The organism is Marinobacter sp. Hex_13, from assembly GCF_001566815.1.
GTDB classification, from domain to species: Bacteria; Pseudomonadota; Gammaproteobacteria; order Pseudomonadales; family Oleiphilaceae; genus Marinobacter; species Marinobacter salarius.
On sequence record NZ_LSMM01000086.1, the window covers coordinates 1 to 16,380 of the forward strand.

The 16,380-nt window shown below is 56.9% G+C and carries 10 protein-coding genes and 1 pseudogene; 8 read left to right on the top strand and 3 right to left on the bottom strand.

Annotated features, from left to right (window positions below):
• Positions 1 to 270: 270 nt before the first annotated feature.
• Positions 271 to 1,863, top strand: coding sequence for an alkyl hydroperoxide reductase subunit F (ahpF, locus tag AXW11_RS19720; protein WP_036211647.1), 1,593 nt, complete (start codon positions 271 to 273; stop codon positions 1,861 to 1,863).
• Positions 1,864 to 1,987: 124 nt separating this feature from the next.
• Here the strand turns inward: ahpF and AXW11_RS19725 are convergent, their stop codons facing one another.
• Positions 1,988 to 3,739, bottom strand: coding sequence for an ATP-binding response regulator (locus AXW11_RS19725; protein ID WP_091643986.1), 1,752 nt, complete (start codon positions 3,737 to 3,739; stop codon positions 1,988 to 1,990).
• Positions 3,740 to 3,759: 20 nt separating this feature from the next.
• Complete coding sequence (locus tag AXW11_RS19730; protein WP_075194613.1) at positions 3,760 to 4,389, bottom strand: response regulator; 630 nt, start codon at positions 4,387 to 4,389, stop codon at positions 3,760 to 3,762.
• Positions 4,390 to 4,648: 259 nt separating this feature from the next.
• Between AXW11_RS19730 and AXW11_RS19735 the strand changes: the two genes are divergently transcribed.
• The 7 genes from AXW11_RS19735 (at position 4,649) to AXW11_RS19765 (ending at position 16,098) form a co-directional block, all read left to right on the top strand.
• On the top strand, positions 4,649 to 9,814 hold the full coding sequence (locus tag AXW11_RS19735) for a hypothetical protein (RefSeq protein WP_127401991.1): 5,166 nt from the start codon (positions 4,649 to 4,651) through the stop codon (positions 9,812 to 9,814).
• Between the two features lie 191 nt (positions 9,815 to 10,005).
• Positions 10,006 to 10,599 (top strand): transcriptional regulator BetI, encoded by a 594-nt coding sequence (betI, locus tag AXW11_RS19740; RefSeq protein ID WP_036211644.1) that lies wholly within the window; start codon positions 10,006 to 10,008, stop codon positions 10,597 to 10,599.
• A gap of 31 nt (positions 10,600 to 10,630) precedes the next feature.
• The gene (gene betB, locus AXW11_RS19745; protein WP_091643991.1) at positions 10,631 to 12,097 is read left to right on the top strand and encodes a betaine-aldehyde dehydrogenase; all 1,467 of its coding nucleotides are present in this window, start codon (positions 10,631 to 10,633) and stop codon (positions 12,095 to 12,097) included.
• A 21-nt stretch (positions 12,098 to 12,118) separates the two neighbouring features.
• Positions 12,119 to 13,804, top strand: a complete 1,686-nt coding sequence (gene betA / locus AXW11_RS19750; RefSeq protein ID WP_091643993.1) for a choline dehydrogenase — start codon at positions 12,119 to 12,121, stop codon at positions 13,802 to 13,804.
• A 226-nt stretch (positions 13,805 to 14,030) separates the two neighbouring features.
• A complete protein-coding gene (locus tag AXW11_RS19755; RefSeq protein WP_091643996.1) occupies positions 14,031 to 15,248 on the top strand; it encodes a choline transporter in 1,218 nt (405 codons plus the stop codon).
• Between the two features lie 40 nt (positions 15,249 to 15,288).
• Positions 15,289 to 15,498, top strand: coding sequence for a hypothetical protein (locus tag AXW11_RS19760; RefSeq protein WP_041332895.1), 210 nt, complete (start codon positions 15,289 to 15,291; stop codon positions 15,496 to 15,498).
• 45 nt (positions 15,499 to 15,543) lie between these two features.
• Positions 15,544 to 16,098, top strand: coding sequence for a YgjV family protein (locus tag AXW11_RS19765; protein ID WP_036211628.1), 555 nt, complete (start codon positions 15,544 to 15,546; stop codon positions 16,096 to 16,098).
• Here the strand turns inward: AXW11_RS19765 and AXW11_RS19770 are convergent.
• Positions 16,093 to 16,380, bottom strand: a pseudogene (locus tag AXW11_RS19770) (histone deacetylase family protein); the annotation flags it as partial. The gene AXW11_RS19765 and the pseudogene AXW11_RS19770 sit on opposite strands and share 6 nt — an antisense overlap.

Consider the following 16,380-nt stretch of genomic DNA (forward strand, 5'->3'; position numbering starts at 1 on the left):
TACGATGACTCGGCTTCAGAGCCGACCATGAACCGCCGTGGTACGGAACCGTATGCCCGGTGGTGTGAGAGGACGGGGGAGGTAACTCCCCCTCCTACTCGATTCTATCCAATTGATTTATCGAGTCGAATAGCAAAGGCCTATCAAATACTTTGGATCAATTAATTTGAGCTGTGGAAGGCCAGTCCGTATCGTTCTCCTATATTCGATTCACGACTCAAACCGAGTTCGCACATTCAGTTTTACGCTATTCAGAGGGGAAAAGAGAGCATGTTGGATGCCAGTATCAAGGAACAGTTGAACGCTTACATGGACAAGCTGCAGCAGCCGATCGAGCTGGTTGCCGCTTATGACGACAGCGAAAAGTCCCAGGAACTGAAGCAGTTGCTGGACGAGCTCGAGCCCATGTCTGACAAGATCAGCCTGCGCACGGAAGAGTCAGAGCAAGTACGTCGCCCGTCATTTGCCATTAATCGTGTTGGCAGCGACATCGGCGTGCGATTCGCCGGCATCCCCATGGGCCATGAATTTACCTCCCTTGTTCTGGCGCTGTTGCAGGTAGGTGGTCATCCGCCCAAGGCCAGCCAGGAAGTGATTGAACAGGTCAAAGACCTGGACGGCGACTTTGAGTTTGAAACCTACTTCTCGCTGTCGTGCCAGAACTGTCCGGACGTGGTCCAGGCGCTGAACCTGATGAGCGTCCTCAATCCAAGGATCAAGCATACGGCGATCGACGGTGCCCTGTTCCAGGATGAAGTGGAGCAGCGTGAAGTCATGGCAGTGCCCAGCGTTTATCTCAATGGCAAGCCGTTTGGCCAGGGCCGCATGACTCTGGAGCAGATTATCGCGAAGGTCGACACTGGTGCAGAGGCTCGTGACGCTGAGAAGCTCCAGCAAAAAGACCCGTTCGAGGTGCTGGTCATTGGAGGTGGCCCGGCGGGTTCTTCAGCCGCTATCTATGCGGCGCGCAAGGGTATCTCTACCGGTATCGCCGCAGAACGCTTCGGTGGCCAGGTGGCGGACACCATGGGCATCGAGAACCTGATCTCTGTGCCCTACACCGAGGGCCCCAAGCTGGTGGCGGCCATGGAGCAGCACGTCAAGGAATATGATGTAGACATCATGAACCTGCAGCGCGCTGAAAAACTGATCCCGGCGGCCCGTAAGGGTGGCTACCACGAAGTGCGTCTGGCCAATGGCGCCTCTTTGAAGAGCCGCACGCTGGTTCTGTCCACCGGCGCTCGCTGGCGCCAGATGGGTGTTCCGGGCGAAGAGGAATACCGCAATAAAGGTGTGGCCTATTGCCCGCACTGCGACGGCCCCTTGTTCAAGGGCAAGCGTGTGGCGGTGATCGGCGGCGGTAACTCCGGCGTGGAAGCGGCCATCGACCTGGCGGGTATTGTTGGCCACGTGACTCTGATTGAGTTCGGCGCTGCCATGCGCGCAGACGATGTGCTGCAGAAGAAACTGCGCAGCCTGAAGAACGTGGAAATCATTACCTCGGGCCAGACCACTGAGATTACCGGCGAGAACGGCAAGGTGAACGGCCTTCAGTATACCGACCGCACAACCGGAGAGAGCCACCATGTATCGTTGGAAGGTGTGTTCGTCCAGATTGGCCTGGTGCCGAACACCGAGTGGCTGAAAGGTGACATCGAGCTGAGCCAGCATGGCGAGATCATTGTCGACGACCGGGGCGAAACCTCCATCCCGGGCGTGTTTGCGGCCGGTGACGCTACCACCGTGCCCTACAAGCAGATCGTGATCTCTATGGGTGAAGGCTCCAAGGCCGCCCTGAGCGCGTTCGACTTCCTGATTCGAAACTCCGTTGATGAGAGCGAGAGTGACGAAGCTGCGGCCTGAAGCTCCGCCTGAAATTCGGCGTGAAAACAGGTTCACACACGGCTGACCCCTAACCAGTTCGTGTTTTTCCGCCCCGTTGTCCGGTTTCCGGATAGCGGGGCTTTTTTATGGGCGTCCCGAAACGTCAGTTGTGAGCGTATAACTGATGTTGAACAAGGCTGCGCAACTCACTGGGATTAATGGGCTTCTGCACCAGCCGGTAACCGCTGGATCTGGCCTGCTTCAGTTTATCCGGATCGGTGGTGCCGCTGATAAGCACGCCGGGGATATTGGTGCGAAAATGATCTCTCAACTGGCTAATGATTCCAATGCCGTCGGGTCCTTTAAGCAGGCTCAGGTCGGTCAGGATGAGATCCGGAGCGGTTTGTGATTCGGGCATTTTTTGAAGCATATCAACGAGTGATTCAGCCACAATCACGGTGAGACCCCAGCGGGATAGCAGTGTGTGCATGGCATCCAGAACGCTAGGGTCATCGTCGATGACAAGCACGAGTTTCTGCCTGTCGTGCGCGTGGGGATGGTTGGCATCGTGCTTGACATGATTCTCTGCCTGGGCCTCGCTTCCTAGAGGGCAGCGGATTTCGAATGTGGATCCGTACCCCACCCTGGATCGTAGTGAAAGCGGGAGGCCCAGCAATTCACACAACCTGCGTACGATGGCCAGGCCGAACCCGAGTCCTTTTTCCTGTTCCTGGCCTGCATTGTCCAGTTGCTGAAACTCGATGAACGCCGTTTCCTGCTTATCCGGCGGTATCCCTGAGCCGGTGTCGATCACCTGGATGAGGACGTGGTCTTTGCGTCGTCGGGAGGCAATGAGTACGCCACCGGTGTTGGTGTAGCGCAGAGCGTTTGTTATCAGGTTTCGCAGGATGCGCTCCAGCAGCGCGCGGTCGGAATAAACGACGGTTCTTGATGAATGCATACGCAGGCTAAGGTGCCTGTTCCTGGCTTCCTCCCGGTATTCGCGCTCTAATCCTTCGAGACACTCTGCAATGTCAAAGTGATAGGGTTCCGGCTGCACGGCGTTGGCGTCCAGTCTCGAAATATCAAGAATGCCGTCAAACTGTTTTCTCAGTATGCCCAGACAGGTATCCAGGCGTCGAAAAATCCGATTGCCTTCCTGTCGGTTGTGTTTTGGCGTATCTCTTAGTGCATCAATGTACAGCGAGATGGCGTGTAATGGCTGGCGCAGATCATGGCTTGCTGTAGCGAGGATTCGCGATTTGGCGAACACAGCCTCCTGGGCCTCTCTGGTCTTGTGTTGCAGCTCACGGGCGAGATCAGCGCTGGAATAGTGCAATCGCATTTCCGAGCGAACGGTGGCGTTGAGCTGCTTTGCGATGTTTATCGCCGTCAGCAAGGCCAGCACCATAAGGCACGCGAGTGCAAGGTAAGGCAGGCTGCCGACGAAGGCCAATCTCAGTATCAATGCGATCAGAATGGGGACGCCGTACACATAGTATAGCGGCAGCCAGTGCGTACCGGAGGTAATGGAACCGATGCCAAGCGTCACAGCAACGGTAATCATGAACACCTGGTGAGGAGCAGAATGTTCATCAAAAAACGCAAAAGTCGCAATTACCCAAAGCGAACCCATGAAGGCGGTGCTCAGAAGCAGCCCCACGTGCCACTTGCTGGCGCTCTTGTCTCGTGAGGCGTGTAACTGGTAGTGCCGGGATAACAGGTATTTCGCGTAAATGCCCGCCATTGCAGCCAAAAACCAGCCAATCAAGAGCGTTGCTTCATTGCGGGGCCATAGAACGATCACGACTGTGAGTGGCACGATCGCGGTTACGATCGACCACCTGCGCAGACTTGGAAAATACGGAGAGAGCGACTCAAACGTAATGCGTTCCTCAATGTCCAGTGCAGACATAGCGGCCTGGCTCCTGCGGTTCAGCGTTCGATAAGATCCCGTGTTCTGGCGATATGAACGCAATCGGTGCGGTTGACCGCATTCAGCTCAAGTAGCAGGGAGCCCACATGGGCTTTGACGGTGTGTTCGGTCAGGAAAAGCGCGGTGGCAATCTGGCGATTGGAATAGCCCCTGGCCATCAGTTCCAGAACCTGGCGCTGGCGTCTGGTGATATTGCCGGCGAGCGGCGTCCGTCTTGGTTTCAGGGTATCGATCTGTTTCTGGATGCCGGGTGGAATGTAGGTGTCACCTGACAGTACGCAGGCCAGCGCGGCCAGCATTTTCTGGCTGCTGTAGCTCTTGGGAATAAACCCGAGGATGCCCATTTCCAATGCCGTCTTGATGGTTCGGGCGCATTCCTCGCCGGATACCACGACGACGGGATACCAGATCCCCTGCTCATGCATTCTCTGAATAATCGATAGGCCATTAAGTCCCGGCATCACAAGATCAATCAGTACCAGATCAAATGATTCGTCAGACTCGAGTTGCGCAATGGCCTGCTCGGCACGGCTTGCTTCGGTGATATCAGGCTGGGGATGAATTTTCTGGAGAACGTGCCAGATGCCGTCGATAAAGAGCTGGTGGTCGTCCACGACGAGTATCTTCATAGCAATCGCCTGATCTGGGCCATCGAAACTGAGCAGAAGTGTAGCAAATACGCTGGCAAATACCCCTATTCCGTTGAAATTAGCGCTTATGGCTAATGATTCGTTCGCGCTCCTTACGGATACTTGTTTAGTTACAAATTGTTAACAACAACCATAAACACGAAGGTATCGTTCAGTCTGTTGAGCTTGGTCTGCCGTAATTATGGCTGCATCAGCTCCGAACCATACCAGCGTACGCTGAACGGAACTCGGAGCGATGATGAACACCCCCACTGTGAATAGCGGCAACGGATCAATGCAGGCCGGGTATGCCCGGTCTGGCCCTGTTTTATCCCCTGGAGTCTGGAAGAAACTGTCCCGCCTGACGGTTCTGGCGTTTGTGCTCCTGCTCGGCGCCTGCGGTGGCAGCAGTAGCGATGATGACACAGATTCAGCAAGCCAGATTGAACCGAATGCCGAGGAGCTTCCACCGGTCAGCGACGTCAAATCGCTCAGCCAGCGGTATGTTGAGGTGACGTTTGAACGGGCGGCCTCCGAAGACGCGGCTGAAAACATAAAAAACTACAACGTTGTACTCTCCAACGGAAACTCTGCGCCGGTTGTTGCGGCAAACATGGCGGCAGATGGCAGAACGGTGCTTCTTGAGATTGCCCCCGCCCGGTCAGACCTCCAGTTGGTGCCCAACGGCACCCTGGAGTTCGATCTGGTGGGCGTGGATGATCCGGCAACGGTGTTCACCGGCAACGGCACAAATGAGCCGATCATTGAGTCCGTCGCCTCCCTGAGCGATACGGTGGTCGAGGTGCTGTTCAATGAGCCGGTGTCAGACAATGCGGGCTTTCTGGAAAACTACCGGATTGAAACGCCAGGGGGCGAAACGCTGGAGATTCTGGCGGCCACTATGGGCGCTTCCGGTGATAGCGTGATTCTGACCACCGGGCCGCAGGACGATGTGCCCTACACCGTCACGCTGACCGGCGTTTCTGGCAAGGTGAGCGCTCTACCACTGCTTGCGTCCGCCAGTAACCTGAATTTCTCAGGCCTTTCCCGCAATACGGCAGCGTCCACGGCTCCTGCAGTGACCAGCGCGCGCTCGTCTGGCAATACTGGTGTGGTGATTGACTTCAACAAGCCAATGGGAATAAGCGCCATCAACCCGGCCAACTATGCGATTGGCCAGGAAAACGTTAATCCTGAAGCCAGTGGCCTGACGGTTGTCTCTGCTGAATTCTCCGGCGCTGATCGCAGTGCCGTTGTGCTGACCACCCGTTCCCAGAATTCGCTGACCTACCGGGTGACGGTGGGCAACGTCCGGGATATTAACGGCCAGTCGTTCAGTGTCGCTAATGGCACCCTCGATGTGATTGTCGCCAACAGTACCACCTTTGCCGGCACCGGGCCGGACGCCGGTACGCTGGTTGATACCGACGGCGATGGCCTCTACGACAACGAAGAACAGAGCGGTTATACCGTGATCATTGAGATGGCCAACGGCGACATCGTAGAACGCCAGGTCACCAGTGACCCGGACGTGGCCGACACCGATGGCGACGGTGTCAGTGATGGCGCGGAACTGCAGTACGGCATGAACCCCCGCGCCACCGACACCGATGGCGACGGCCTCGATGATAACCTCGAACTCAACACTATTTTCAGCAACCCGTTTGCGCAGGACTCTGACAACGATGGCTTGCAGGATGGCTTCGAACACTTCGACTTGAAGACATCGCCACTGCTTGCTGATACCGACGGTGACCAACTCTCTGACTATACCGAACTGTTTGAGTTGAACCGGAACCCACTGCTTGCGGACCTGCCCAAACTGCGCATTGATGTGGGGAATGTTCGACTGCAGATTGACGAGCGCTACAGCTACACGGACGAGACCGGCGAAGTGATCTCCCAGGAGTCAAGCTCCAATTCGACGCTGGCGACCAGCGAGAGCACTTCGTTTACAAGTTCAAGCAGTGATACCACGGAGTGGGGCGTCGAGGCGTCACTTCGGGCGGGACTTGGAAGTGGCAATTTCTTCGGCGGGAGTAGCAATAACTTAAGTGGTGGCGCTGAGCTGACGGTTACTGGCGGTTACAGTGCGTCCAGCACGGTGGCCACGGACGACGAGTCGGCGCAGGAAAGCCAGGAAGTTTACGAGAACTCCCTGGTCAAGGGGGCTGAGCTGTCCACTACCAATACGGTAGCGAGGGAAGTCGTCGGGGCCCGGATTGATGTTGATCTGTCGATTCTCAATCTTGGCAACGTTCCTTTTAACGTGAGCGATATTGAAATTACGGTGTTGCAACAAGTCGGTAGTAGGACCAACTTCCTGCCGGTCGCTACGCTGGTGTCGAACTCAGAGCTAATTTCAGGGACGCCACTGAGTGTTAGCCTGGGGGCGTTCAGCACCGAGCGCGGACCATTTTTGTTCGCCAGCCGTGAAGTGTTCCCGAACCTAGTTGAGGACATAATGCGCAAGCCGGACGGCTTGGTCTTTCGAGTGGCCAATTACCGGGTGACCGATGAACTGGGCCGTACCTATACCTTTATCAACCAAGTGGCCCGCGACCGCACCGCCCGTATCGCGCTAGATTTTGGCGATGCAGATTCAGCAACGGATTATCTGGTCGCAACCAGCGGTGTGTTGGATGATGGGGGGGTCTCCGGTGGCGGGTATCTGGGAGGTTATGCCCCAAATGGCGACGCGATCGGTTTGCCGATTGGTTATGTGCTGGAGGCTATCATGGACGTTCCGCGGCACGACACCACGCTTGACCGAATCGTTTCCGGTGTTAATGGTCTTCTTGACACCGATAACCCGACATCGGTGGGCGGCGACGACATCGTCACCCAGTTTAATGGAGAGGCGGTGGTTACTGTTGGTCCGAATGGGTGGTTGGACAGCCGACCTGCAGGCGATGATTTAATCCTCAACCCTGATGTCGCCAGCGGCATTGTTGCAGGTTTGAACAAACGCGCCGACAGTCTGGCTCAGGGGGACGATGTCCAGATTGTGCCCCGAGATACCACCGGTTTAAGTATCGGAACGCTGGTGATCGGTCCAGGAGCCAACGGCAGATTGGACACGGGGCGCTTCGGCGACGATCAAGTTGAGTTTGTGAGTGGCTATGAGACCAGTCGCACTTGTGCGGTTAGCTCCAACAAAGCGGGTGACGTGTGTCGGGTCGCTGCAGACTGCGGGTGCGAGGCAGGCGACTCAGACGTTCGGTGCCTGGTTCCGGTTGTGGAACCGGTCAATGCCTGTAGCGGACCGGAACAACTGGTGCGCATTAACACCATGCGCAATGGTGACTTGAACCGGGGCTGGGTCGTACTGACGGCTGAAAGCCTACCGCCTGCAGCGGATTTCAATGAAATTCTGGTGGAAGCGGGCAACGACCTGTTTCTGGCGTTTCTGCAAGACTTGGACGGGGATGGTCTGTTTGCCCGCAACGAGTTCCTGTCAGGATCCACGGACAGCGGAACGGACAACTACGTCAACGGTTCCTTTGGGGAAGGTTTTGATCCGGATGTGGCCGGAGGGTGCCCGCTGCCGGAGCCTTTCTGCGACGGCATCCCGGATTCCAGGGATACCGACCGGGATGGCCTGGGAGATTTCGCAGAAATCAATGTGGGCTGGAAGGTTGCAGTGGACGGCGGCAACCTGAGGCAAACCTTCTCATCACCGCGCTTTCGGGATACCGATGGCGACGGGTTGCTCGACCCAGTTGAGCAGGACTTGCGTCGTTACTGCGAGGCGAATGACTCCCGAACGGACGCTTTGTGTGCATTTTTACAACGAGACCCTGTGGTCATAGATCAGGCCATTGGCATTATTGCCGGCAGAAATGGTGTAGCAGAGAGCCAGGCGAGCGATACCGATGAGCAGTTGGTGCCGGTGGGGGCCATCGTGGCGTATGGTACGGCGGTGGTTGGTCCTGGTACGGATAACATTCTGACAACCAGCCTGGCGGGCGACGATCTTTACGAATCGATCAACAGCATCCCGCCGGCGACGGACCCGACTCAGCGGGATACCGACCGGGATGCCATTTCGGACTTCATCGAGCTTGAGGGGTTTGATGCTGGACTGGCGATCGTGGATGGTGGCAACGGAATTGCCGATTCGTTAAAGAATGGTGACGATATTCAGCGCGTGTTTTCAGGCAACCCTGTCTATCCGGAAAGTGTTGTTATTCTTCCTGGAAACAATCAGTTGATTGATAGTGTCACCAAAGGTGATGACAGAGTTCGCCCTGCTATTGAGGGCCTGGTCAGTGACCCGTTGCGACGGGATACTGATGCGGATACTTTTGTAGACGGCCTGGAGCTGGCGCTGGGGTCGAACCCGACCGAGTTTGACGGTTCTGACTTCATCGATTCCGATCTCGATGGTCTTTCAGATCGGGAAGAAGACACGCTGGGATGGGTGGTGAGCGTGAACGGAGCCATAGGCCGTCAGGTTAATTCGAGCCCGTCGCTGCCCGATACCGATTTCGACGGCTTGCCGGATGTGATTGAGCGGGACCTGCGGACCGACCCCAATAATCAGGATACTGATGGTGACGGACTGTCTGACTACGAGGAAGTGAATGACCTGAGAAAGTATGCCGAGCTTGGGCAGCTCTATCCGGTTCTGGATTTCCCGAGCTCGACCGGGGGCCTGGGAACCAATCCGTTACTTTCCGACAGCGATTCGGATGGCTTGTCGGATAAAGCAGAAACGCAAGAGGGTTTTCTCCTGCTTATCCCTGGCCGCTCGACCGCAAGTACGTTTTACACCAACCCATTGCTGGCTGATACCGATCTTGATGGCGTGAACGATGGTGACGAGGTGAATCGCGGCGGATTGAATCCTGAGCCAACGGATCCGACAGATCCCGATACGGATGATGACAATCGTAATGACGGTCAGGAAAGGGCAGCGAGCAGCAATCCGTTTGTTCCCGATGCAGTGGTCACTCTTCGCTACACTTTCTTATCGTTGAATGCTGCTGGCAGTGACAACGAATGGGATTGGACATTTTATGCCCAGGGAGGCGGCGATCGTTATCCAGGTAGAGTTGTCGTAAACACAAGAGAATTCACCGATAACTCTTCTTTCGTGTTAGTGGAAGCACCGGCCTGCAATTACATTGAAGTCGGGAACCTTGCGACTCTCTACTTTAGCGGCAGTTATGCAGACCAGACGTTTGTGATGCAGGCGGGGGATGCCATTGTGTTAAACGGGACAGTCAGAGAGATCGACGGGAGCGGTGGATTTTGCCCTGCTGGAGCTCCTGTAGAGGTCGATGAGCTAGCTACTTTCGAAAAGGTTCTGACCTTTGAAGACATTGTTGGTAGTGCTGCAGGTCGAAACGGGACTATTACAACGGTTGCATTAACGGGTAGCGCGACGCCGAATGTTGGCTGGCAGGTGCTGGTCGAGTAGCAGTCAGTCCGAAGTCGAGAGCTTCTCGAAACAGACTGGCTACAAATTCCGCCCGTTGTCCAGCTTCTGGATAGCGGGTTTTTTTTGTGGACGTCTATTCCGTGCACATAGGCCAGGTTGAATGGTTCGATTACTTTCTGTACACTTTATTTTAATTGAACGTTCAATTAATAAAACGGACAGGAAGCGCGATGCCGATTGTTGGCGTGAAAGACACCCGAAAGCAGCAACTGATTGATGCCACCATGGCGTCTATTGCCGAGCTGGGGCTGCAGAACACCACCATCATCTCCATCAGCCGTCGTGCCGGCATGTCGTCCGGCATCATCAGCCACTATTTCGGCGGTAAGCAGGGGCTGATCGAAGCCGCGTTGCGTTATTTGCTGGACCAGTTGGGGAAGGAGCTGCGGGAGCGGATGGCTCGCACCGACGGGTCGCCGGAACAACGCCTTCAGTGCATCGTGGAAGCCAACTTTTCCGAGTTCCAGCGTACCGATCTGGCGGCAAAGACCTGGCTCAGCTTCTGGGCCCGCTCCATGCACGAGCCGGGTTTGCAGCGCCTGCAGCAGATCAACAACGCCAGGCTGTACAGCAATCTCCGTTACTCCTTCGCCCAGCGTTTGCCAAAACAGGCCGCCACCGAAGCCGCCCGCCAGCTGGCGTCGATGATCGACGGCTTCTGGCTGCGAAGTGCCCTGAGCACCGATCCCCAGGAAGGCTTCTCGGCGGCGGAAACGCTGTGTAAACGATTTGCGTTGAACGCACTCGAATCCGCCCTTAATTAACCCCGAATTCACACGATCAGGTTTGAATCCCATGACTGAATTGCCCCGTTATCAGAACTTTATCAACGGCCAGCCCATGGCCAATGCCTCCGGTGAAACCTTCCCGGTTGTGAATCCGGCCACGGGCGAAGTGATCTATGAAATGGAAATCGCCGATGAAGCTGTCCAAAAGGCCGCGATAGACAGCGCCCAGGACGGCTTCAAGGTCTGGTCTGCGATGACCGGTGCCCAGCGTGGCCGTATTCTCCAGCGTGCCGTGGCGTTGCTGCGGGAGCGTAATGACGAACTGGCTGCCCTGGAAGTTCAGGACACCGGCAAACCCTGGCAGGAAGCCCAGGTCGTAGACGTGGTAACCGGTGCAGACACCCTGGAGTATTTTGCGGGGCTGGCGCCCTCGGTAGAGGGCAACCAGCAGGACCTTGGCGGGGATTTCTATTACACCCGTCGTGAGCCGCTGGGCGTGTGCGCTGGTATCGGTGCGTGGAACTACCCGCTGCAGATTGCCTGCTGGAAGTCCGCCCCGGCCCTGGCTACCGGCAACAGCATGATCTTCAAGCCCTCGGAGGAAACGCCAATGGGCGCCCTCAAGCTGGCGGAGATCTTTGTCGAAGCCGGCGTACCGGCCGGCGTGTTCAACGTGGTCCAGGGCGCGGGTGATGTCGGTGCCTGGCTGACCCACAGCCCCGATATCGCCAAGGTGTCGTTCACCGGGGAAGTCGGCACTGGCCGGAAGGTAATGACCGCGGCTGCCTCCACCCTGAAAGACGTCACCATGGAACTTGGTGGTAAATCACCGCTGATCGTTTTCGACGATGCAGACATCGATAACGCAGTGTCCGCAGCCATGCTGGGTAACTTCTATACCCAGGGCGAGGTCTGCACCAACGGGACGCGCGTGTTTGTGCATGAAGACATCTATTCGGAGTTCATGGACCGCCTGCTGGAGCGGACACTGAACAATATACGTATGGGCGATCCCACCGATCCGGACACCAACTTTGGCGCATTGATCTCGCAGAAGCACCAGCAACTGGTGCTGGATTACATCGAGAAAGGCATTGCCGAGGGCGCCACCCTCAGCCACGGCGGTAAGGCCGCGAAGCCGGCCTCCGCGCCCGGGGGTTACTTTGTGGAGCCCACGATCTTCACCGACTGTACCGATGACATGACCATCTGCCGCGAGGAAATTTTCGGGCCGGTGATGTCGGTACTGACCTTCTCCGACGAGGAGGAAGTGATCGACCGTGCAAATAGCACGGATACGGGCCTGGCAGCCGGGGTATTCACCAGCGACATTCGTCGGGCCCACCGTGTCATTCATCGCATCCAGGCTGGCATCTGCTGGATCAACAGCTACGGAGCATCGCCTGCGGAAATGCCGGTGGGTGGCTACAAGCTCTCCGGTGTTGGCCGCGAGAACGGCCGAGTCACACTCGACCACTACACCCAACTGAAGGCGGTGTACGTGGGCATGGAAGACATAGACAGCCCTTTTTAAGCGGGTTGTCAGGAGTTGCGTATGAAAGAAGTGAACTACGATTACATCATTGTCGGCGCGGGGTCTGCAGGCTGTGTGCTGGCCAACCGGCTTACCGAGGATGGCCGCCACCGGGTGCTGCTGCTGGAAACCGGCGGCAGCGACAAGAGCATCTTTATCCAGATGCCCACGGCGCTGTCCATCCCCATGAACACCAAAAAATACGCCTGGCAGTTTGAGACCGAGCCGGAACCCTACCTGGATAACCGCCGCATGCACTGCCCCCGGGGCAAGGTGCTGGGCGGCTCTTCCTCCATCAACGGCATGGTATACGTACGTGGCCATGCCCGTGATTTCGACGAGTGGCAGGAGCAGGGCGCCGAGGGCTGGGACTATCGCCACTGCCTGCCCTATTTCAAGAAGGCGGAAACCTGGGCCTTTGGCGCTGATGACTACCGTGGTGACCAGGGCCCGCTGGGCGTGAATAACGGCAACAACATGCAGAACCCGCTCTACAAGGCCTTTGTGGATGCGGGCGTGGATGCCGGTTATTTCGCCACCGACGACTACAACGGCGAGCGCCAGGAAGGTTTCGGCGCCATGCACATGACCGTCAAGAATGGTCGCCGCTGGTCTACTGCTAATGCTTACCTGCGCCCCGCCATGGCGCGGGACAATCTGACCGTGGTCACCCACGCGCTGGTGCACAAGGTGTTGCTGGAAGGCAAACAGGCCACCGGTGTGCGCTACGAGAAAGACGGCAAGCTGGTGGACGTTACGGCGTCAGAGGAAGTGATCCTGTCCGCCGGGTCTATCGGTTCGCCTCATCTGTTGCAGCTTTCCGGCATTGGCAATCGCGGCGTACTGGAGCAGGCCGAAATCCCCGTCAATCACGAACTGCCCGGTGTCGGCGGTAACCTGCAGGATCATTTGGAGTTTTACTTCCAGTTCCGCTGCAAGCAGCCGGTCTCTCTCAATGGCAAGCTCGACTGGTGGAACAAGCTCAAGATCGGTGTTCGCTGGTTGCTTAAGAAAGACGGCCTGGGCGCCACCAATCACTTCGAGTCCTGCGGCTTTATCCGCTCCAAGGCGGGCGTCGAGTGGCCGGACCTGCAATATCACTTTTTGCCAGCGGCCATGCGCTATGACGGCAAAGAAGCCTTCGATGGCGACGGCTTTCAGTTGCACGTTGGCCACAACAAGCCGAAAAGCCGCGGCTCGGTATATGTGCAGTCAGACGATCCCCGTCAGCCGCCGCGCATCCAGTTCAACTACCTGCAGCACGAGGATGACCGCGAAGGCTTCCGTGATTGCGTGCGCCTGACTCGTGAGATTGTCAGCCAGCCGGCGATGGACGCCTATCGAGGCTCCGAAATCCAGCCCGGCGTTGATGTGCAGAGTGACGAAGACATAGACGCCTTTGTCCGCCAGGCGGTGGAAAGCGCCTATCATCCATCCTGCACCTGCAAGATGGGTATGGATGACCAGGCAGTGGTAGGTCCCGACACACGGGTTCATGGCCTCACCGGCCTGCGGGTAGTGGACTCGTCCATCTTCCCCACCATCCCCAACGGCAATCTCAATGCCCCCACCATCATGGTGGCGGAGCGTGCCGCTGACCTTATTCGTGGCGTCGAGCCACTGAATCCGTCCGATGCCGCAGTGGCGATGGACGGGCAATGGCGTGATCGTCAACGCCCCGGAGGGGCCAGACGCGGGACCGCCTAGTACCTTTCCCGGCGGCACAATGGCCGCCGGTAGTTATGCAAACCATCAGGACTTACCTATCGTCGCTGCGGCGCGATAACCGTGCCGTTCCGAGCGCGCGATAGTTAAGTGTTGACCCGTCAACGCGGGGGTTTGTGTCCGATTCGAATGAACACGTGCTTCAAAGTAGAGGAGGAACACCCATGTTGTCCCATATAATAAGTAATGCCAGAAACTGGAGGCATGTATGACACTCTGGTTATCCACAGGCCTGATTTTCACTTTCGCGGCTATCGCGCTGATCCTGTTCAAATGGTGGGACCTGAAAGTCATCGGCGTAACGCCGGTACGCACCTTCACGTTTATCGCCATTCTGTTTACCTCGGGCCTGGACGTCGGCCTGATCATGTTTCCGCTGACGGAATTTGCCGGTTACGGCAACCTGACGGAAAGCCCCGAATACGGCTTTGCTAACCCACTGGCGATTGAGTTCGGGTTCTGGGCCTTTCTGATCTGGGGGTTCTACTTCCTTACCTGCTTCTACTTCTGTGTGATCGAGCCGCGGGTGAAGTTCTTCGACATACCGCTGGTGCGAGTGGTCAACAATGTGGTGATCATCGGCACCTGTGCCTTTACTGCGTTCCTGTTGCTGGTCAACCTGCCCTGGTATCTGCCGGAAATTGGTGACGGCGAAACCGTCGTGCCTACGTTCTACCTGATCGTCTTCGCGGCGATTGCGGCGGCGGTTTATTCCAGCAGTAAAATCAAGTATGTGCGCATACTCAGCCTGGGTTCCAGTTGGCTGTTTATCGCGCTGATTGCGGTAATGTGGGGCCGTGCCTTCCTGACGGGCAACGGCAGTGTCGGCGACTTCTTTGGCACGGCAGGGTTGATTGGTGAGTACTTCAGCAACCTGCATCACTTCATGTTGCCGTTGAACGACTACCACGAGTTTTATCTGTTCTGGTGGTTCTCCTGGAGCATCATGATCGGCCAGTTCACTGCGCGCTTTGTCAGTGGCCTGCGCACCTGGCAGTTGATGATCGCCATGCTGGTGTTTCCGTCGATTGCCATCGGTACCTGGTTCTCGGTGCTCTACCATTACCACGCTGAGGGCCTGAACATCGCCAGCTACATCAACATAGCCATGATCACGGTGGGTATCCTGATGGTGATCAACTCTCTGGACTCGCTGATCCGGCTCTACACCGACAATCTCAACCTGACCGCAAGCCGGCTGGGCCAGTGGAAATATTACTTCGGTAACCTGATTGCGATGTGTGGTTTGACGCTGCTGTTCCAGTTGGACTTCCTGCGCATTCAGTGGGTGGGCGCGCTGGTGATTGCGCTGTACTTCGGCTGCTTCGTATACATTGTCACGAAACGTCGTGCTGAGGTGATGGGCATTGAAGGTTCGCCCAAAGAGAATACACTCGACTTCAGGAAGATTGAGTTAGCGAGCTAGATAGCTTTACACATCATCAGGGGAAACCCGGGAGGGCTTTATGTTTCTCGCCGAAAAATCGACCGGACACATGATCGAGGTGTTGGACACCAAAATGCTGATCGACCCCAACGAATCGACCGTTAAGGGCAGTCTGCATTTTGGCGAAGAAGCCCAGGACCCGGAGTTTTTCGACAAGGCCGGCCTGAATTTCCCCTCCGGGGAATCCCTGCCGCAGTGCTGGACGGACCCGGATTACCGCAGGCGGTGATCCGGGTTAACCGCAGCCATCAAATGCCAGGTCGGGCTGCCCGCGATGTTTGAGGGTATGAGCCTGACAGAGATGGCGGGCCAGGCGGTCAGCCTGATTGCACTGGGCTTCTGCATTGTCGGCTTTGCCAGCAAGCGGGATGACCGTTTGATGGTGCTGCTGATCTCCGCGAATGTGGCCTTTGCCCTTCAGTTTGCCCTGTTCGGCAGTTGGACGGCGGCGGTGCTGAGTTTGCTGGTGATCGGCCGTATCGTGCTGGCCAGGCGATACCTGGGCAACTGGAAAGTCATGCTGGCGGTGCTCGCGGTAAACCTGCTGGCAGCGGCTCTGACCTGGCGGACGCCCGTCGATTTCTTTGCCATTGGCGCGGCCATGTTCGGCACCGTCGGCATGTTTATGCTGCGCGGCATTCCCATGCGGCTGACGCTGGCCGCTGCTGCGATCTGCTGGATGTTGAACAACCTGCTGATTGGCTCTGTCGGCGGCACGCTGGCAGAGGGTATGGTGGTGGTGACCAATTTCATCACCATCTTCCGCCTGGCGAGAATGAAGCGCCGTTATCCGGAGGCCTTCGCCAAACTGAACGAGCCGGACTCATAGCCGGCCGCGTTCAAAACCCTTCAGTACGTTCACCACATTTACGCCGATGGCGTCCACGTCGTAGCCGCCTTCCATGGTGAACAGGGTAGGTAGATTCAGTGTCGCCAGCCGCTCCCCCATCAGCAGGTAGTCCGCAGACGTCAGCTTGAAGAAGGAAATCGGATCGTCCTCGAAGGTGTCTACTCCCAGAGCGATCACCAGTGCTTCGGGCTGGTATTCCGTAATGCGTTGGCAAGCGGTTTCCAGCCCTTCGCGCCAGACCTCGAAGGGCGTGCCGGGTGG